The organism is Jeongeupia sp. USM3 (assembly GCF_001808185.1).
Lineage (GTDB): Bacteria > Pseudomonadota > Gammaproteobacteria > Burkholderiales > Chitinibacteraceae > Jeongeupia.
In genome coordinates this window covers 437,073-455,309 of sequence record NZ_CP017668.1, presented here as the reverse complement: position 1 = coordinate 455,309, position 18,237 = coordinate 437,073, and the positions used below count along the sequence as shown (strand labels likewise).

Sequence of the window (18,237 nt, the reverse complement as noted above, 5' to 3'; positions counted from 1 at the left end):
CGGATTTACAGATAGCTGCCGACGAAGTCGCCGGCGATGCCGACCAGGCCCATGACGAAGACGAAGCTGGCGAAGGACGAGCGGTAGATCATCAGCCGCGGCACGCGCTTCATCAGCATCACCGGCATCAGGTAGGCGTAGATCGCGATGATCGGCGCCGACAGCGCGCCGATGATCTTCAGGATCGGCGGGTTGTACACGGCAAGGAACCACAGGCCGACCATCATCAGCACCGTCACGACGCGGTTGATGCGCGTCCGGTCGAGCTTTGCCTCGTCGGCCGGATTGCGCCACGTCATCAGTCGCGTGATGATGCCGACCAGCCCCTCGCGGGTGCCGACGAAGTGACCGAAGTATGAGCTGGCGATCGCAAGGAAGGCGATCAGCGGAATCACGTACTTGAGGAAGGGCTGGTGCACGGCCAGCGACAGCACGGTGAGGATGTCGACGTTCTTGGCCTGCGCCTCGGCCAGCATCGCCGGCGTCGTGGTCATGAGCATCGACAGTACGAAGAACATCACGAACACGAGCAGGATCAGCGAGGTCCACTTGATGATGCCGTCGGTGCGCTTGACCGCCTCGTCAACCGGATACCGGGCACGGTACGACGCGCCGAGCGTCGAGCACACCGGCGAGAAATTCATCGCGAACACCAGCACCGGGAACAGCAGCAGCAGGTTCTTCATCACCTCGCCGCCAGTGGTCGGCGCAGTCACGACCGCGGTATTCCAGTACGGAATCATGTACAGCGACAGCAGTGCCAGCAGGATGATCAGCGGGAAGGTGATGATCGACGTGACGCGGACCATGATCTTCTCGCCGGCGAGGATCACGCTGGTCAGGCCGACCAGCAGCACGAAGGTCAGCACCGGCCGCGACACCTCGCTCACGCCCATCTGGTTGGTCAGGAACGACGAGACGATGTTGGTGATCCCGGTTGCGTAGCCGACGCAGATCGTGATGATCGACAGGAAATACAGCACCGACACGGAAAAGCCGACATTGCGGCCGAGATCATGTTCGACGGCACCGACGATGTCGGTCGCCTTGCTGCACGATGCGACGACCCGGGTGATGCCGCGGTGGGCGATATAGGTCACCGGGAAGATGATCGCGGTGAGGATCAGCGTCGGCCAGATGCCGCCAAGCCCTGCGCGAATCGGCAGAAAGAGGATCCCCGCCCCCACCGCCGTACCGAAGCACGTCAGCACCCACTCCCAGTCTTTTCTGTCCAGCTTCATTTCGACCCTCCTGAGGCCCGTTGTTGTCAGGCCGTCCCTTATGCGAACGGCGTGTGGCGACTTTTTACGGGCTGCAGGAGGGGGCGGCTGTGACTTAATCACATAATGCGCACTTTCCCTTATGCAAATTGCGGCATATCAATATAAAAATCCGGAATAAGGCAAGGCGCTTGTCCATTCAATTTTTTCACTCTTCATGCCGCTGCAGCGCCCACAGCCGTGCATAGTGACCATCGCGCAGCAGCAGCTCGGCATGCCGGCCGCGTTCGACGATGCGGCCGCCGTCCATCACCGCGATCTCGTCGGCATCGGCGATCGTCGACAGCCGGTGAGCGATGATCAGCGTCGTCCGGTTCGCCGACACCGCCTTGAGCTCGGCCTGGATGCCCTTCTCGGTCTTCGAGTCGAGCGCGCTGGTCGCCTCGTCGAAGATCAGGATCGGCGGGTTCTTGAGGATGGTCCGGGCAATCGCGACGCGCTGCTTCTCGCCGCCCGAGAGCTTGAGGCCGCGCTCGCCGACCATCGTCTCGAAGCCGTCGGGCAGCTTTTCGATGAAGTCGTAGATGTGCGCCGCCCGCGCCGCCTCGATCACCTCGTCGCGGCTTGCGCCCGGCTTGCCGTAGGCGATGTTGTAGTAGATCGTGTCGTTGAACAGCACCGTATCCTGCGGGACGATGCCGATGTGTGCGCGCAGGCTTTCCTGCGTCATGTCGCGCAGGTCGACGCCGTCGATCGTCACCTTGCCCTGCCAGATGTCGTAGAAGCGGTACAGCAGCCTTGATAGCGTCGACTTGCCCGCACCACTGGCGCCGACGACAGCGAGCGTCCTGCCGGCCGGAATCTCGAAACTGACGTCGTTCAGGATCTGCCGCTTGCGCTCGTAGCCGAAGTCGACATTCTCGAAGCGCACGGTGGCGCTGCCGGTATGCAGCGGCACGGCCCCGGGCGCGTCGTTGACTTCGGAGTTCTGTCGCAACAGCGTGAACATCTTCTCCATGTCGGCCAGCGAGTGCTTGATCTCCCGATAGACGAAGCCGAGGAAGTTCAGCGGCGCATACAGCTGCAGCAGGAAGGCGTTGACCAGCACCAGATCGCCAAGCGTCATCCGTCCGTCGACGACATCCCTCGCCGCCAGCCACACCAGCGCGGTCACGCCGGCGGCGATGATCACCGCCTGCCCGGCGTTGAGCAGCGACAGCGACACCTGGTTCTTGACCGAGGCGCCCTCCCACTTCTCGAGGCTGCGGTCATAGCGTTCGGCCTCCCAGCGCTCGTTGTTGAAGTACTTGACCGTCTCGTAGTTCAGCAGCGCGTCGATCGCGCGGGTATTGGCCTTCGAGTCGAGCTCGTTCATCTGCCGGCGGAACGCCATGCGCCACTCGGTCACGCCGAGGGTGAAGCCGATGTAGATGACGATGGTGCCGAAGGTGATCGCGGCGAAGTACCAGTCGTACTTCTTCAGCAGAATGATCGCCACCAGCGCGATTTCGACCAGCGTCGGCAGGATGTTGAACAGCATGAAGTTGAGCAGGAAGGCGATGCCCTTGGTGCCGCGGTCGATGTCGCGGCTCATCCCGCCGGTCTGACGCTCGAGGTGGAAGCGCAGGCTCAATGCGCTCAGGTGCTTGAACACCTGCAGCGCCACGCGCCGGATCGAGCCCTGCGTAACCTTGGCGAATACCGCGTCGCGCAGTTCGCCGAATACCGACGAACACATCCGCAAGGCGCCGTAGGCAAACACCAGCGCAACCGGCATCACCACCATGCTCTTGCTGCCGTCGAGTGCGTCGACGATGTCCTTGAGCACCAGCGGCACGGCAACGTTGGCGAACTTCGCCGCGATCAGCAGGCCCAGGGCCAGGACCACCCGGTTCTTGTAGCGCCAGAGATAAGGAAAGAGCGTGCGCAACGTTTGCCAGTCGTTGCGCGGGACGAAATCGGGAGCGGCCATGATTGTTCTTATCGACAGACGACAGGAACAGATGCGGCCACGGCGGCCGATTGCAAGCCCGGGCTCAGTGCAGCGTGCGCGGGATCGACAGCACGAACTCGGGGATGTCGACGTGGAACTCGGTGCCGTCCATCGTGCGCATCAGATAGCTGCCGCGCATGGTGCCGACCGGCGTTTCCAGCGTGGCGCCGCTCATGTACTCGAACGACTGGCCCGGCTCGAGCACCGGCTGTTCGCCGACGACGCCAAGGCCGCGCACCTCCTGGACGCGGTCGTCCATGTCGCGGATCACCCAGTGGCGCGAAATCAGCTGCGCCTCCGTTTCGCCGTGATTGGTGATTCTGATGTGGTAGGCGAAGACGAACCGCCCTTCGTCCTCGTCCGACTGCTCGGCAACGAAACTGGCCCGCGGCTCGACCACGATGTGGTACCTAGGACTATCGCTCATGCACGCTTCCCCATTGATGGTGGACAATCTTAGCAGGCCGCCCCGCCTGCCGCAGGGCTGGCAACGCTACAATCATGTCATTGCCACCGGAGTACGCCCATGAGCCAGTTCCGCATCGCCCCCAGCATCCTGTCCGCCGACTTTGCGCGGCTCGGCGAGGAAATCAGCAACGTCATCGCAGCCGGCGCAGGCCTGATCCACTTTGACGTGATGGACAACCATTACGTCCCCAACCTGACGATCGGCCCGCTCGTCTGCGAGGCGATCAAGCCGTACGCCACCGTGCCGATCGACGTGCACCTGATGGTCAAGCCGGTCGACCGCATCATCCCCGACTTCGCCAAGGCCGGCGCCAACATCATCACCTTCCACCCCGAGGCGTCGGACCACATCGACCGCAGTCTCTCGCTGATCCGCGACCACGGCTGTCAGGCCGGGCTGGTGTTCAATCCGGCCACCTCGCTCGACCATCTCGACTACGTGCTCGACAAGGTCGACATGGTGCTGCTGATGTCGGTCAACCCGGGCTTCGGCGGCCAGTCCTTCATTCCGGCGATGCTCGACAAGGCCCGCGCTGCACGCGCCAAGCTCGATGCGTACAAGGAAAAGACCGGCCGGCACATCCACCTCGAAATCGACGGCGGCGTGAAGGTCGACAATATCGGCGCGATCGCCGCTGCCGGCGTCGATACCTTCGTCGCCGGCTCGGCGGTCTTCGGTCACCCGGACTACAAGGCGGTCATCGATGCGATGCACGCCGAAATCGCCAAGGCCCTCGCATGACGATCCGCGCCCTTGCCTTCGACCTTGACGGCACCCTCGTCGATTCGATCGCGGACCTCGCCCGCGCCGCCAATGCCGCCCGCGCCGACCTCGGCCTGCCGCCGCTCGCCGAAGCCACGGTGGAGAGCTACGTCGGCGACGGCGCAAACAGCCTCGTCGCGCGCACGCTGGCCGACGACCACGGCGCGCAATGGCGCAACTCGCCCGAACAGCAGCAGGCGATGCAGCGGTTCGACATCCACTACAAGGCCGGCCTGACGATCGCGACGCGTTTCTACCCCAAGGTGCAGGAGACGCTGCACGCGCTGCACGAGCGCGGCCTGCCGCTCGCCATCGTCACCAACAAGCCCGAGCGCTATACGCTGCCGCTGCTGCGGGAGCTGGGCGTGTCGGAACAGTTCGAGGTCGTGGTCGGCGGCGACACCCTGCCCGAGCGCAAGCCGTCGGCGCTGCCGCTGCAGCACGTGCTCGAGCGCTTCGGCGTCGCCGGGGACGAGATGCTGATGGTCGGCGATTCGAAAAACGACATCCTCGCCGCGCGCGCCGCCGGCTGCCCGGTCGTTGCGGTCGAATACGGCTACGGCAGCGACGTGGCTTCGCTCGGCGCCGACCACATCATCGCGTCGTTTGCCGAGCTGCTCGAGTTTGTCGAAGCCTGATCGGCGGCAGCAATGAAAAACGGGCCGACGGCCCGTTCTTCATTGCTGCGACATCCCGGCGTTCAGGCCCGCCGGTAAGTCACGAAAGCGAAGTCGATCTCCTTGGCGCTGTGCTGGGCCACGCGCTCGGCTTCACGCCACTCGCCCGCCGGCAGCGCCGGGAAGGTCGCATCGCCGTCGGGTGACAGCGCCACCTCGGTCAGGTACAGCGTATCGGCGAGCGGCAGCGCCTGGCGGTAGATCTCGCCGCCGCCGATCACGAAGGCCTTCTCGTCACCGGCACATGCCGCCAGCGCCGCTTCGATGCTGGTGAACGCTTCCGCGCCCTCTGCCCGCCAGCCTGCATTGCGGGTGATCACCAGGTGGCGGCGGCCGGGCAAGAGGCCGGGCAGCGAGTCGAAGGTCTTGCGCCCCATCAGCATCGGCGCGCCCATCGTCAGCGCCTTGAAATGCTTGAGGTCCTCGGGCAGGTGCCAGGGCAGCTTGTTGTCGATGCCGATGACGCGGTTCTGCGCCAGTGCGGCGATGATGGCGAGCTCCATCTCAGACCGCCACCGGCGCCTTGATCGCCGGATGAGATTGGTAGTTTTCGAGCACGAAATCCTCGAACTCGAACGCGAAGATGTCCTTCTTCGCCGGATTCAGGCGCATCGTCGGCAGCGGCAGCGGTTCGCGGCCGAGCTGGGTCTGCACCTGCTCGAGGTGGTTCAGGTAGATGTGGCAGTCGCCGCCGGTCCAGACGAAATCGCCGGGCTCGAGGTCGCAAGCCTGCGCCATCATCAGCACCAGCAGCGAGTACGAGGCGATGTTGAACGGCACGCCAAGGAACAGGTCGGCGCTGCGCTGGTACAGCTGGCACGAGAGCTTGCCGTCGGCAACGTAGAACTGGAAGAACGCATGGCACGGCGGCAGCGCCATGTTCTCGATCTCGCCGACATTCCATGCCGATACGATGATGCGGCGCGAATCCGGGTTGGTCTTCAGCGTCCTGACCACGTCGGCGATCTGGTCGATGTGCCGGCCGTCGGCGGTCGGCCAGCTGCGCCACTGGTAACCGTAGATCGGGCCGAGCTCGCCGTCGTCGCGCGCCCACTCGTTCCAGATCGATACGCCGCGTTCCTTCAGCCAGTTGTTGTTGGTTTCGCCCCGCAGAAACCACAGCAGCTCGTAAATGATCGACTTCAGGTGCGCTTTTTTGGTCGTGACCAGCGGGAAACCTTGCGAAAGGTCGAAACGCATCTGGTGGCCGAAAACCGACAGCGTACCGGTACCGGTGCGGTCTTCCTTCTTCGTGCCGTGATCAAGAACATGCTGAAGAAGATCGAGGTATTGCCGCATCGTGCACTCCGGGGCCGGCAGTGCGCCGGCGTGTCGAATCAAACCTCGATTCTACCGTCCCGTTGCGAGTGCGTCTCCCCGGCGGCAGGCGCCACGCTGTCGTCCGGTTCAGGCAGGCTCACCGTAAAGGTCGTGCCGTGGCCGAGCAGGCTGTCGCAACGGACGCCGCCGCCCATTTCCTCGGCCAGGCGCTTGACGATGGACAAACCCAGCCCCGTCGTATGCTCGCCACCGGTAGGCACCGCGGAGAGGCGGCCGAACTTGCGGAACAGCCTTTCCATTTCGTGCGGCGCAATGCCCGGACCGTGGTCGTGAACGCCGATCTCGACCATGCCGAGCGAGCGCGCCGCGGCGATCTCGATCGTGCTCTGATGCGGCGCGTACTTCGATGCATTCGACACCAGATTGTCGAGCACCTGCCAGAGCGCCTGGCGGTCCGCCAGCACGATCAGACCGTTCCGGCCGTAGCGGCAGCGCTGCTGCTTTTCCTCGAGCCGCCCTTCCCAGCTCGCCAGCAGCTCGGCGACGACATCGTCGAGCTGCAATGGCTCAAGCATCAGCCGATACTGGCCGGATTCGAGCGTATTGATGTCCAGCAGGTTGCCCAGAATGCGCTGGATCCGGTTCGCCAGCTGGGTAATGCCCTGCAGGCGGTCGCGCACACGCTCCTTGGGCCAGACGTCGAACTTGCTGCCGATCAGCCCCGCCATGCCGCCGATGCTCGCAACGGGGTTCTTCAGGTCGTGGGCGGCGATCGTCAGCAGCTCGTTCTTCTCTTCGTTCAGGCGGGAGAGCTCGGCGTTGGCCGTCTCGAGTTCGGTATTGCGCTGCGCCAATTCGTCGGTCCGCGCGGCGACCTGCGTCTCCAGCTGCTGGCGATGCCGGGCGATCGTGCTGGCCATGGCGTCGAAGCTGCGCGCCAGATCGCCGAGCTCGTCGTTGCGTTCGGTATCGAGCGGATGGGTGTACCGCCCTTGCGCCAGCGACTGGATGGCGGCCTTCAGCCTTCCCAGCGGACGCGAGACATCGACCTTGAGCACCCAGGCCATCAGTCCCAGCTCGATCAGCAACGCGATCAGGCCGAGCAGCAGCACCATGCTCGCGGCCAGCGCAGCCTTTTCCTGCAGCAGTCGCTTCGGGTAGACGATGACGAACAGCCAGTCCGCGCCGCGTATCTGCGCCATGCCCAGCCACGACTGGCCGTCCGGGCTTTCGACGAAGAGCTGCCCCGGCGATGCGCCGGTGATCGCCGCGAACTGCTCGCGCAGCGTCTTGTCGCCGGCGTCGTTCACGTTGTAGCGGCCGCGTGCGGCCTCGACCTGTTTCATCCGCTCCGGGTGGGCGATCAGGTCGCCGTGTCGCGTAATGATGAAATTGGTCGTCCCCGGAACGCCGACGCTGTTGGTCCGCGCAATCAGTTGGTCGAGCAGCAGGTCCTGCCCGGCGCCACCGATGTAGCGCCCCTGAAAGTCGATCGGCGTCACCACCGAAACCATCCACTGCACGGCCTGCTTGTCGAAGTAGATGCCGGTCCAGAACGTCTTGCGCTCCGGGTTGCGCGCCGGCGTGGCGCCGACCTCGGTTTCGAGGTCGAATTCGAAGTCGGCCACCGAGCCGTTGCGCGCGTAGTTGAGGTCCGGCAGGAACATCAGGCTGCCGTCCGAAACGTTCAGGTCGATGAAGGTATCGTAATAGCGGTTGCGAAACGCCGGCCCGTACCGGCTCAGCAGGTCGTAGCCGAGCATGACCTGCCGCATGAACTCCGGCGTCAGCTCGACGCGTGGCAACAGCGCAACGGTGGCGTGATACTCGAAGTCGTCGCGCTCGACCCGGATCCGCCACATGCCGTCGCGATCCTGCTTGAGCAGCGAGTGGAACTCGGCCGACACGTCGCTGCCCTGCATCTGCGCGTAGCGGCGGATGAACTCGTTGCGCAGCAGCCTGGTATTGGTTTCGGCCTGCAGGAAGGGCTCGCTCTCGAGCTGGCTGCGGGCCCGGATGTACTTCTCGAGATTGGTCAGCGCCTCTTCCTGCAGGCGCAGATAGCTGTAGTAGTAGCTGGCGGCGGAAATGAGCAGCGAAACGACGGTGATCCGGAACGCCATGTTCCGGAGGACGCGACGGAAAAGGCGACTGGGCTTGGAGCGTTCCATGCGCGCAGCATATCCAAATGGAAAGCCTTGCGCAAAATCTGGATCAGCCCTGTATCAGCTGGGGTACTCGGTGTTCAGTGCCTGGTAGCGCACGCCGACGATTTCGATTTCCTCGGTCCCGCCCGGCAGGCGCAGGAGCACCGCGTCGCCATCGCGGGCCCGCAACAGCGCGCGGGCGATCGGCGCCGTCCAGCTGACGTAGTGCCGCTTCAGGTCGGTTTCGTCGATGCCGACGATGGAGACCGTTTCCTCGCTGCCGTCTTCGCGCAGATAAGTCACCGTCGCGCCGAAGAAGACCTGGTCGGTCGCCTCCCTCGCTTCCGGATCGACCACCTCGGCATTTTCGAGCCGCTTGGTCAGAAAGCGGATGCGCTTGTCCGTTTCGCGCAGCTTCTTCTTGCCGTAGATGTAGTCGCCGTTTTCGGAGCGGTCGCCGTTGCTCGCCGCCCAGTTGATGATCTGGGTCAGCTCGGGGCGCTGCTTGGTGACGAGGTCGTGCAGTTCGGCCTTCAGCCGGCGCCAGCCGCCCGGGGTCATGTAGTTCTTGCTGCCGGCCGGGACTTTCAGCTCGGACGGGAGTTCGTCGTCGCCGTCGCGGTCTTCTTCCCTGGTGAAGTCCTTGCTCATGGCGGACTCAATGGTCCTTGGCTTCGCCGTTGAGCTTCAGGCCGGCCCATTTCATCACCGCCAGCACCTCGGTTTCGGACAGCTCATAGAACTGGCCACGCTTGAGCCGCCCCGGCAGCGTCAGCGCGCCGAAGCGCACGCGCATCAGCCGCGAGACGGTCAGGCCGAAATGCTCGAACATCCGCCGCACCTCGCGGTTGCGCCCTTCCTTGAGCACGACGCGGTACCAGTGGTTCATCCCCTCGCCGCCCTGGGCTTCGATGTGGGTGAACTTCGCCGGACCGTCGTCAAGCTCGATGCCCTTGCGCAACTGGGCAACCTGCTCGTCGGTCAGTTCGCCGAGCACGCGAACCGCGTATTCACGTTCCATTTCGAAGCTCGGGTGCGTCATCCGGTTCGCCAGATCGCCCGAGGTCGTGAAAATCAGCAAGCCGCTGGTATTGAAGTCGAGCCGGCCGACGGCGACCCATTTGCTCGACGACAGTCGCGGCAGGCGCTCGAACACGGTGAGCCGGCCTTGCGGGTCGTCCCGCGTGACCAGTTCGCCTTCCTGCTTGTGGTAGAGCACCACGCGCGCAAGGCGATCCTGCCAGCGCATCGTGACGCGCTTGCCGTCGATGCGGACGTCGTCGCCCTGCCCGACCTTGGCGCCCAGTTCGGCGATCTTGCCGTTGACGCTGACGCGCCCGGCCGCAATCAGTTCTTCCATGTCGCGGCGCGAACCGATGCCGCTGAACGCCAGCGCCTTCTGCAGCCGCTCTTCGCCAACCTGCGCCGACGTCAGCCGCTTGGCGCGCAACTGCTTTTGCACCGCGACTTCGTGCTGCGAACCCGCGCGCTGCTTCATGCGCTTGGCCTTGGTTACCACGCTGCGACTGCGAACCGGCTCAGCGCCGGTCTTGTCGGCACCCGCAGCACCTGCGGCGGCGCCGCCGCGCTTGGACGACGGCGCCGCAGCGGCGCCGTGCGGCTTGCGTCCCGATTCGAACTCGTCGCCCGGCTTCGGTGCTGCACGTTTGTTGCGACTCGCGAGGCCAGCGCGCTGCTGACCTGCGGCATTTTGTTCACGAATCGCCGGCTGGGGGCGGCGGGCACGAGTGGTTTTCATCGAAAGGCAAATCCGGAAATAACAGACGATTATATCGTGCTTCGCCGCGCCCGTTGATGCCGGCCGTTCGATCGCGGGGCGACAAGCAAACAGGGCCGCTCGCGGGCGGCCCTGTCAAACGGCAGGCCGAACCGGTCAGCTTTCGGCGCTTTCGGTAAAGAACGCAATGCAACCCAGGCTGGTCAACCCGAGATTGAAGTGCTGGCTCTCGAACCGCCCGGTCCCGCGCAGTTCGGCCTTGCGCAGGATGTCGTAAAGCACCTCGACTTCCTTGAACATTTTCAGGACCCGGGTGTCGCCGTTGAGGCTGGCTTCGATGGCATCCTTTGCCGCATGTTCACTGCCGACGACGATCCTGCCATCGGCGCTGCTGTACAGCTGCACGGCCGGCGGAATACGCACGGCCAGCCTGTCAAGGCAGGCGCCGATCTCGTCGCCGAGGCGTGTCAGTTCGGTCGCGGCCTTGTCGCGCACGTCGGCCAGACGGATCGTCTCGTCACCCGGGTGAGCCCCCAGAAAACGGGCGATACCCTCGTCGATATCCCATTCATCACTATCTGCATGTCCGTTCGGACTTTGTACGGCTTCCACGTTGTTGCTCCTCGATACGCTGCTGATCTGTTTTTAGCCTAGTTCAGCAAACGCTTAAATCGGCCTGGTTGTTAATTTGTACTTTATTGCTTTTGATCAAGCATCGCCTTGAGCTCGAAAATCAGCGCCAGCGCGGCGCGCGGGCTCAAGTCGTCGGGGTCGACATCTGTCATTTTTTCGACGAGCGGATGCGCCTCCGGCTCCTGGATGGGCTCGATCGGCGCACTGAACAGATCGCCCTGATGCGCTTGACCCGGGCTGGCCTGTTCCAGTTCCGCGAGCTTGCGCTTGGCCTGACGGATCACCTCGCGCGGCACGCCGGCGAGCTGGGCCACTGCAACGCCGTAGCTCTGGGACGCCGGTCCTTCCTGTACCGCGTGAAGGAAGACGATCCTGTCCTTGTGCTCGACCGCATCGAGATGGACATTGGCGACCACCGGGTAATCCTGCGCCAGTCGGGTCAGCTCGAAGTAATGCGTCGCAAACAGCGTGTACGCGCGGTTCTTGTCGATCAACTGTCGGGCGATCGACCAGGCGAGCGCCAGCCCGTCGAAGGTCGATGTCCCGCGGCCGACCTCGTCCATCAGGACCAGGCTGTGCTCGGATGCGTTGTTGAGGATGTTCGCCGTTTCGGTCATCTCGACCATGAAGGTCGAGCGCCCGCCGGCCAGATCGTCCGATGCGCCGATGCGCGTAAAAATCCGGTCGACCTTGCCGATCACCGCCTGCGTCGCCGGAACGTAGCTGCCGATGTGCGCGAGCAGCACGATCAGCGCCACCTGGCGCATATAGGTCGATTTACCGCCCATGTTCGGACCGGTGATCAGCAGCAGCTTGCGCGTCGGGCCGAAGCTCACGCCGTTCGGGATGAAGTCGTCGATCTGCGCCTCGACCACCGGATGACGGCCGGCGTCGATCTCGAGCCGGACGTCATCGACGAACTCCGGCGCGACGTAGCCGCGCTGCTGTGCATGCTGCGCAAGGCAGGCGAGCACGTCGACCGTCGCGATCGCCTGCGCCGCCAGCCGCAGCGGCGCCAGCTGCATCTGCAGCGTATCGAGCAGCGCGTCGAACAGCTGCTTCTCAAGCGCCAGCGCCCGATCCTGGGCCGACAATGCCTTTTCCTCGAACACCTTGAGTTCGGGCGTGATGTAACGCTCGGCGTTCTTCATCGTCTGGCGCCGGCGGTATTCGGGCGGCACCTTGTCGACGTTGGCATTGCTGATCTCGATGAAGAAACCGGCGACGCGGTTGTATTCGACCCGGAGCGTCGGGATGCCGGTGCGTTCGCGCTCGAGCAACTCCATCCGCTGCAGGTATTCGCCGCAGTTCGCCTGGATGCCGCGCAGCTCGTCGAGCTCGCCCGAATAACCGTCGGCGATCACCCCGCCCTCGCGCAGCACCACCGAAGGCTCGGCCATCACCGCTTTTTCGAGCAGCGTGCGGAGCGCGTCGTCGGGCAGCAGCGCCTGCGACAGTCCGGCAAAGAACGGCGTTGCCGGCAGCTGCTCGCCCAGTTGCGGCAACAGCGCCAGGCTGTCGCGCAGGCTCGAGAGGTCCCGCGGGCGGGCACTGCGCAAGGCGATACGAGCGGTGATCCGCTCGATATCGGCAATGCCGCTCAGTGTCTGGCGCAGGCCGTCGGCCGCGCCGGTATCGAGCAGGGCGCCGATCGCAGCCTGCCGCTCGAGGATGGCCGGCTGCTGCCGCAGCGGGTGGTGCAGCCAGTGGCGCAGGCAGCGCGAGCCCATGCTGGTCTCGCAGGCATCGAGCAAGGAAAACAGCGTCGGCGCGGCTTCGCCGCGTATGGTTTCGGTCAGCTCGAGATTGCGGCGCGTCGCCGGATCGAGTTCGATGTACTGGCTGGCGAACTCGACACGCAGGCCGGCCAGCGCCGGCAGTACGCCGCCCTGCGTGGTCCGGACGTACTCGAGCAGGGCGCCGGCGCCACCGACTGCCAGCATGGTGTCCGCGACGCCGAAGCCTGTCAGGTCATGGGTGGCGAAATGCCGGGTCAGCGCCCTTGTGGCGCTTTCACGGTCGAACTGCCACGGCGGCATCTGCCTGACCGGAATGGCCAGCGCATCGAGCAGCGCAAGCTCGGTATCAGACGAGACGACGATCTCGGCCGGGCGCAAGCGCTCGAGTTCGGTCGGCAGGCGTTCGACCTCGGTATCCATCAGCGCGAAATCGCCCGATGCAAGCGACAGCCAGGCGAGCCCGAGCCTGCCCTTGTTCGCGACGATCGCCAGCAGGCGGTTCTCCTGCTTGTCGTCAAGCAGCGCCGCATCGGTCAGCGTGCCCGGCGTCACCACGCGCACGACCTTGCGCTCGAGCGGCCCCTTGGTCGCGGCCGGATCGCCGAACTGCTCGCAGATCGCCACCGACTCGCCCAGCTTCACCAGACGCGCGAGGTACTGTTCGGCGGCGTGATAGGGCAAGCCGGCCATCTTGATCGGCTGGCCTGCGCTCTGGCCGCGCGTGGTCAGCGTGATGTCGAGCAGCTTGGAGGCCTTGACCGCATCGTCATAGAACAGCTCGTAGAAGTCGCCCATCCGGTAGAAAACCAGCTTGTCCGGATGCTCGGCCTTGAGTTTGAGGTACTGCGCCATCATCGGAGTGTGACTCAACTCCTTGTTTTTGCTTGATGTTTTATCCAATTCTCTAATGCCTGTCTAATACTGGGGAGCCAATCAGCGAGATTTTACCTTGAGGGAGACCTCAGATATGGCAAGAAAGTCGCAAGCGCCCGACATCGAGCCGTTCCGACGGCCGGCTGCGGGACGAATGCAGGAAGGAGCACTGCTTCACTAACCCGGCGCATGCGCGGGTGCTGATCGAGGTTTGGCGGCAGAAATGCAACGAGAAGCGGCCGGAAAAGGCTTGAGGTGGGCTGACGCCTTCGGCTTGTGAAAGCAATTGGCGATGAAAAAACCGTTAGTATCGGGTGCCGGACTCTAGAGAGTACTGCCACTCATGACGGGTTGACGTCGCTTCGGCGCCATCGAGGCATCACAGGGAAATATTATTTCGCAGTCCACAGAGAAAACACTACTAATTGCATTGGCTTATAATGCGTCAGTAATTTCCAAGCTTCACAATCGATATGCAGCGTTTCACGCGTACAGCGCTCAAATCCATCCAATGCCGTGGAAAGCATACTCACCATGCCGGACAGCAGCTTACAAACATGGTCGTGGGTTTTTATACAGAGCGCTCTAGGCGGCCATAGGGGGTAACAATATGGTGCTTGCCATTTTTCGCACGCCCCCCCGAACAAGCCCGACGAATCTATACTTGCTTTTTCGATGACCGGACACCATTCCGCCCCGCGCCGATTTTTCAGCCCCCACCGATTCGCAATCCAAAGGAGAATACAATGCACCTTTCCAAGGCGATAAAATTGAACGTCATTGCACTTTGCCTTGCCGCGAGCGGCCATGTGAGCGCTCAAGGCAATCCCCCTCCCGACCTTCTGCTAACGACCCCGGCAACGCCTGAAGTGATCCACAAGGGACTGCAGGCCGACGGCTACAGTCTGGCCATTGCCGCCTACAACTGGGGTTACCCGTTGGTCAGGATGGAGCGGGTCGCTCGTGAGTACACCGACACCCCGTCCCCAAAACCTGCAACCAGCTATCGCGCCCCCTTGGGGCAGATCGGCTGGGCGACCTCGCTAGCCACGCCGGCTGCGACGGACATGCCCACCGCCAACAATGACACCTACTACATGAGTGCGGTGCTTGACCTGAACGAGCCATACATCCTGACGGTGCCTGACACCCGTGATCGGTACTACGTCATCGACGTTTTCAACATGTGGCAGGAGCTGGAACACTACATTGGCCGCCGCACCACCGGAACAAAAGCCGGCAAGTATGTGCTGGTGCCGCCCGGCTGGAAGGGGGCGCTGCCGAAAGACGCCAAGCGTCTGGATGTCACAACGCGAAAAGTCTGGCTGTGGGGGCGGCTGCACGTCAAACAGGGAGAAGACACCACTCCCGTGCTCGCGCTTCAGAAGAAATTCTCGGTCACCCCGGCAAGCGGAAAAACCAGCAAGCTTGAACGCCTGCCGGCCCTCCCCCAAACCGGCAACGCTGAGCTCGGCTTCTTCACCGAGCTGGCCGCCGCACTCAAGAACAACGCGGTCAAGCCCGCAGACCGGGCGCTGTTTGCCCAGTTCGCGCGCGTCGGCCTGACCGAGAAAGGCTTCGACAGCAAAAAGCTCGACCCCGCCACCCGCAAAGGCATGATCGAAGGGTTAAAGGATGCACCCGCGGTCGCAGTATCGTCGTTTGCGAGCACATCGTCGGTGCGCAATGGCTGGAACTGGGTAACGGGGCTCGACAACTTTGGCTTCAATTACCCGCTGCGCGCCATGGTTGCCGGGCCCTACCTCGGCGGGCAAGGCGAGCGCGAGGCGATGTATCCCATTCGTTATACCGACAGCACAGGCCAGACACTCAACGGCGCCAATCGCTACGCCGTCAAGCTCGACTCCGCGCCGCCCGTAGGCGCCTTCTGGTCACTGACGATGTACAACGCCGATGACAAGATGCTGGTGAACAATGAGATTGGCCGTTACAAGGTCGGCACCGATACGCCGGGATTGAAGGCTGCGCCGGATGGCTCGATCACCATTCCGATCTCGCACAGCAAACCGGCCGGCGAAAACGCGGCCAACTGGCTCCCCGCACCGAGCGGCAATTTTTATGTGATTTTGCGCCTGTATCAGCCTTCGGATGACATCCTGTCCGGCAAATGGGCTTTGCCGCAATTGCACAAGGTCAACTAAGCGACATTCCCCCTCTCCGCCCAGGAACCGTTCATGACAACACTCAAAATGACGGCGGCCAGCCTTTGCCTCATGGTCGCCTTTACTGCCGCGACGGCCCAGACCGAACCATTGGGCGGCCAGCCGCCAATCGGATCGAAGGCTTCCGCGCCTGACCTGAGTTATCAGGTCAAATACCAGCGCGCCTTTGAGGTGGCATTGTGGGCATTGCCTGCTGTGGCAATTTACCGGTTTCGAAGCGCGGCCTTTGACGACCTCGGCCTGAAAGACAACGACATCATTGCCTATTCGACACCAGCTACGCCGAAGTTGGAGGCAATTACCGCGAACAGCACAACGCCTTATATCACCGCGTTTGCCGACCTCAAGAAGGAGCCTGTTGTCCTCGAGCTTCCGCCGGCCGGCCCGGATGGCAGCCTCTACGGTCAGGTTGTCGATGCGTGGCAACTCACGATTGCGGACGTCGGGCCATCCGGACTGGACAAGGGCAAGGGTGGCAAATACCTGTTCACGCCGCCTGGCTATGCAGGCACGGTTCCGAAAGGATACATCCAGGTCAAGTCGCCAAGCTACCGCATCGCCCTTGCGTTCCGCTCCGTGATTGCCAAAGGCAAAACCGCCAAAGATGCATACGCGTATTCGAAGCATCTCAAGATGTACAACCTGTCGCAGTCCGCAAACCCGCCCAAACAACGTTTTGTCGATCCTGCCAACGAGCGTTACGCCACGCTGCCATTCTATGACGAGCGCTACTTCAACGACGTATACGACATCTTCACCTACGAGCCGAGCAGCCCGGATTACAAGGTGATCATGGGCATGCTGTCGACGCTGGGCATCGAACGCGGCAAGCCGTTCAATCCGGATGAAACAACCAAGAAGGCCATGCGCCAGGCCGCTGTCGACGCCTGGGCCTACCTCCAGTCTCGGTTCGACAATTTGCCGCAGGAAGCGATGATCTGGCCTGATCGCCATTACGCATCGCTACTGCTGCCAGACAAGAATAAAAAGTTCACATACGACGACGGGGATCGCATTGCAATCGACATGCGCGCGATGATGTACTTCTGGTGCACGTATGTACCCAAAGAAGTTTCGGACAAACCACCGACAGCCTACCTGATGGCGCTTCGCGATAAAAATGGGGACGCATTGGCGGCCGGGAAAACCTACAAGGTGACTGTGCCTGCAAACATGCCGGTCAAACAATTCTGGGCCGTCACCGTTTACGACCGCGCCACCAATTCCTTCATCTATACGAAGTCAAACAGAACGACCCTTTCTTCGTATGATCTTCCAAAGATGAAGAAAAATGCAGATGGCAGCGTTACGCTGTACGTCGGGCCTGCAGCTCCCGCCGGTGAGGAAGCCAACTGGATTCCCACCGAAGGGAAGCGACCACTCCCGGCCGTCCGGCTTTACGGGCCAACCGAAGAATTCAACAACAAGTCATTCAAAATGCCTGATTTCGAACTGGTCAGGCAATGACCACTTTTTGAACTGGACTGAACACGCTGCCGACAGAGCAAATCTGTCGGTCAGCTGTTGCATCCCGAAGATAATTCGAGCCCGCCTCCGAAGCGGGTAGCGCCAGGCGGCCGTGCGCGAATTCCTCACGCCACGGTTTCCAGGTCCGGACTCGAGCGCTGCCTGCGTCACCACGGCCTGGCAGCTTGCGGGCGCTCGAAACGGCCGTACCGTCAATGGCAGCGGAGTCACCGGCCGGCTAATTCCGGTCGCTGCGGCGCCGGCTTGCACGCCCGATGACGGCGATCATCACCGCGCCGGCGCTCGGGCTGCTCGATGCAAACCGGCGTTTTCGGCCATTTGCCGTCACAATGTGCGCCTCCGCGATCATGCATCGACGTCATGGACAGCCAGAACCGCCGCCGACTCAAGCAACTCAAGAAGCAACTGCAAGCCACCGCCCCCGCCGCACCGCCGCCACCGGCGGCGCCGAGCGACCACGAGCTGTTTTTACGTGCAACGGCCGGCACCCGGCCATTGCGCCTGCCCGGCCAGCACCATCACCCGGCGACGCCGCCGAGCCCCTGGCCGCAGGCGCGCGCATCGACCGGCGATGCATCGACAGTCGATGCGATGAGCGATTTCTGGCCCTGGGACGAGCTCTCCGCCGGCGAGGAGCTGCTGTATCTGCGCCCCGGGCAGCGGCTCGACACGCTCAGGAAGCTGCGACGCGGCCACTGGCTGGCGCAGGCCGAGCTCGACCTGCACGGCAGCGACAGCGACAGCGCGCGCCGGCAGGTCGGCGAGTTTCTCCACGCGGCCCAGACGGCCCGACTGCGGTGCGTGCGCATCATCCACGGCAAGGGGCTGAGCTCGCGGAACAAGGAGCCGGTGCTCAAGCACAAGCTGCGCAACTGGCTGGTCCAGCGCGACGAAGTGCTGGCCTTCAGTCAGGCGCGGCCGGCAGATGGCGGCAGCGGCGCGGTGCTGATCCTGCTGAAAAACCGGCGCTTCACGCTCGCTTAACTGGCGACGCCTAGTGTTTTCGCCTATCGTGTCGGCGCCTCACGCGCTGA

16 protein-coding genes are annotated in these 18,237 nt (G+C 63.2%); 6 read left to right on the top strand and 10 right to left on the bottom strand.

The window, feature by feature from the left end; genetic code table 11:
* Nucleotides 1-5: 5 nt before the first annotated feature.
* The 3 genes from BJP62_RS02080 to apaG all read right to left on the bottom strand — a co-directional run bounded on the left by BJP62_RS02080 (nt 6) and on the right by apaG (nt 3,640).
* Entirely contained in the window at nt 6-1,241 is a 1,236-nt protein-coding gene (locus BJP62_RS02080) for an amino acid permease (RefSeq protein WP_070526010.1), read from the bottom strand.
* A 187-nt stretch (nt 1,242-1,428) separates the two neighbouring features.
* Nucleotides 1,429-3,192, bottom strand: coding sequence for an ABC transporter ATP-binding protein/permease (locus tag BJP62_RS02075; protein ID WP_070526008.1), 1,764 nt, complete (start codon nt 3,190-3,192; stop codon nt 1,429-1,431).
* 64 nt (nt 3,193-3,256) lie between these two features.
* Nucleotides 3,257-3,640 (bottom strand): Co2+/Mg2+ efflux protein ApaG, encoded by a 384-nt coding sequence (gene apaG, locus BJP62_RS02070; RefSeq protein WP_070526006.1) that lies wholly within the window; start codon nt 3,638-3,640, stop codon nt 3,257-3,259.
* Between the two features lie 99 nt (nt 3,641-3,739).
* Between apaG and rpe the strand changes: the two genes are divergently transcribed.
* Nucleotides 3,740-4,423: a ribulose-phosphate 3-epimerase gene (rpe, locus tag BJP62_RS02065; RefSeq protein WP_070526004.1), complete on the top strand. Its 684-nt coding sequence runs from the start codon at nt 3,740-3,742 to the stop codon at nt 4,421-4,423.
* The gene (locus tag BJP62_RS02060) at nt 4,420-5,082 is read left to right on the top strand and encodes a phosphoglycolate phosphatase (protein WP_070526002.1); all 663 of its coding nucleotides are present in this window, start codon (nt 4,420-4,422) and stop codon (nt 5,080-5,082) included. The genes rpe and BJP62_RS02060 overlap by 4 nt, the downstream gene beginning before the upstream one ends.
* Nucleotides 5,083-5,144: 62 nt before the next feature.
* Here the strand turns inward: BJP62_RS02060 and BJP62_RS02055 are convergent, their stop codons facing one another.
* The 7 genes from BJP62_RS02055 to mutS form a co-directional block, all read right to left on the bottom strand.
* A complete protein-coding gene (locus tag BJP62_RS02055; RefSeq protein WP_070526001.1) occupies nt 5,145-5,624 on the bottom strand; it encodes a dihydrofolate reductase in 480 nt (159 codons plus the stop codon).
* A 1-nt stretch (nt 5,625) separates the two neighbouring features.
* Nucleotides 5,626-6,420 (bottom strand): thymidylate synthase, encoded by a 795-nt coding sequence (locus BJP62_RS02050; RefSeq protein WP_070525999.1) that lies wholly within the window; start codon nt 6,418-6,420, stop codon nt 5,626-5,628.
* 38 nt (nt 6,421-6,458) lie between these two features.
* Nucleotides 6,459-8,573 (bottom strand): sensor histidine kinase, encoded by a 2,115-nt coding sequence (locus BJP62_RS02045; RefSeq protein ID WP_083300643.1) that lies wholly within the window; start codon nt 8,571-8,573, stop codon nt 6,459-6,461.
* 54 nt (nt 8,574-8,627) lie between these two features.
* The gene (gene greB, locus BJP62_RS02040) at nt 8,628-9,200 is read right to left on the bottom strand and encodes a transcription elongation factor GreB (RefSeq protein ID WP_070525995.1); all 573 of its coding nucleotides are present in this window, start codon (nt 9,198-9,200) and stop codon (nt 8,628-8,630) included.
* Nucleotides 9,201-9,207: 7 nt separating this feature from the next.
* A complete protein-coding gene (rluB, locus tag BJP62_RS02035) occupies nt 9,208-10,308 on the bottom strand; it encodes a 23S rRNA pseudouridine(2605) synthase RluB (protein ID WP_070525993.1) in 1,101 nt (366 codons plus the stop codon).
* A 135-nt stretch (nt 10,309-10,443) separates the two neighbouring features.
* Complete coding sequence (locus BJP62_RS02030; protein ID WP_145927070.1) at nt 10,444-10,899, bottom strand: hypothetical protein; 456 nt, start codon at nt 10,897-10,899, stop codon at nt 10,444-10,446.
* A gap of 83 nt (nt 10,900-10,982) precedes the next feature.
* Nucleotides 10,983-13,514: a DNA mismatch repair protein MutS gene (gene mutS, locus BJP62_RS02025; RefSeq protein WP_070525991.1), complete on the bottom strand. Its 2,532-nt coding sequence runs from the start codon at nt 13,512-13,514 to the stop codon at nt 10,983-10,985.
* Nucleotides 13,515-13,624: 110 nt separating this feature from the next.
* On the opposite strand from mutS, the gene BJP62_RS17815 reads away from it, so the two are divergent.
* The 4 genes from BJP62_RS17815 (at nt 13,625) to BJP62_RS02010 (ending at nt 18,187) form a co-directional block, all read left to right on the top strand.
* Nucleotides 13,625-13,786 carry an integrase core domain-containing protein gene (locus BJP62_RS17815; RefSeq protein ID WP_083301022.1) on the top strand — a complete coding sequence of 54 codons (162 nt, stop codon included), beginning with the start codon at nt 13,625-13,627 and terminating at the stop codon, nt 13,784-13,786.
* A gap of 492 nt (nt 13,787-14,278) precedes the next feature.
* Complete coding sequence (locus tag BJP62_RS02020) at nt 14,279-15,694, top strand: DUF1254 domain-containing protein (protein ID WP_070525989.1); 1,416 nt, start codon at nt 14,279-14,281, stop codon at nt 15,692-15,694.
* Nucleotides 15,695-15,727: 33 nt separating this feature from the next.
* Nucleotides 15,728-17,182: a DUF1254 domain-containing protein gene (locus BJP62_RS02015; RefSeq protein WP_070525984.1), complete on the top strand. Its 1,455-nt coding sequence runs from the start codon at nt 15,728-15,730 to the stop codon at nt 17,180-17,182.
* A 381-nt stretch (nt 17,183-17,563) separates the two neighbouring features.
* Nucleotides 17,564-18,187, top strand: coding sequence for a Smr/MutS family protein (locus BJP62_RS02010; protein WP_083300642.1), 624 nt, complete (start codon nt 17,564-17,566; stop codon nt 18,185-18,187).
* The last annotated feature ends 50 nt before the right edge of the window (nt 18,188-18,237 follow it).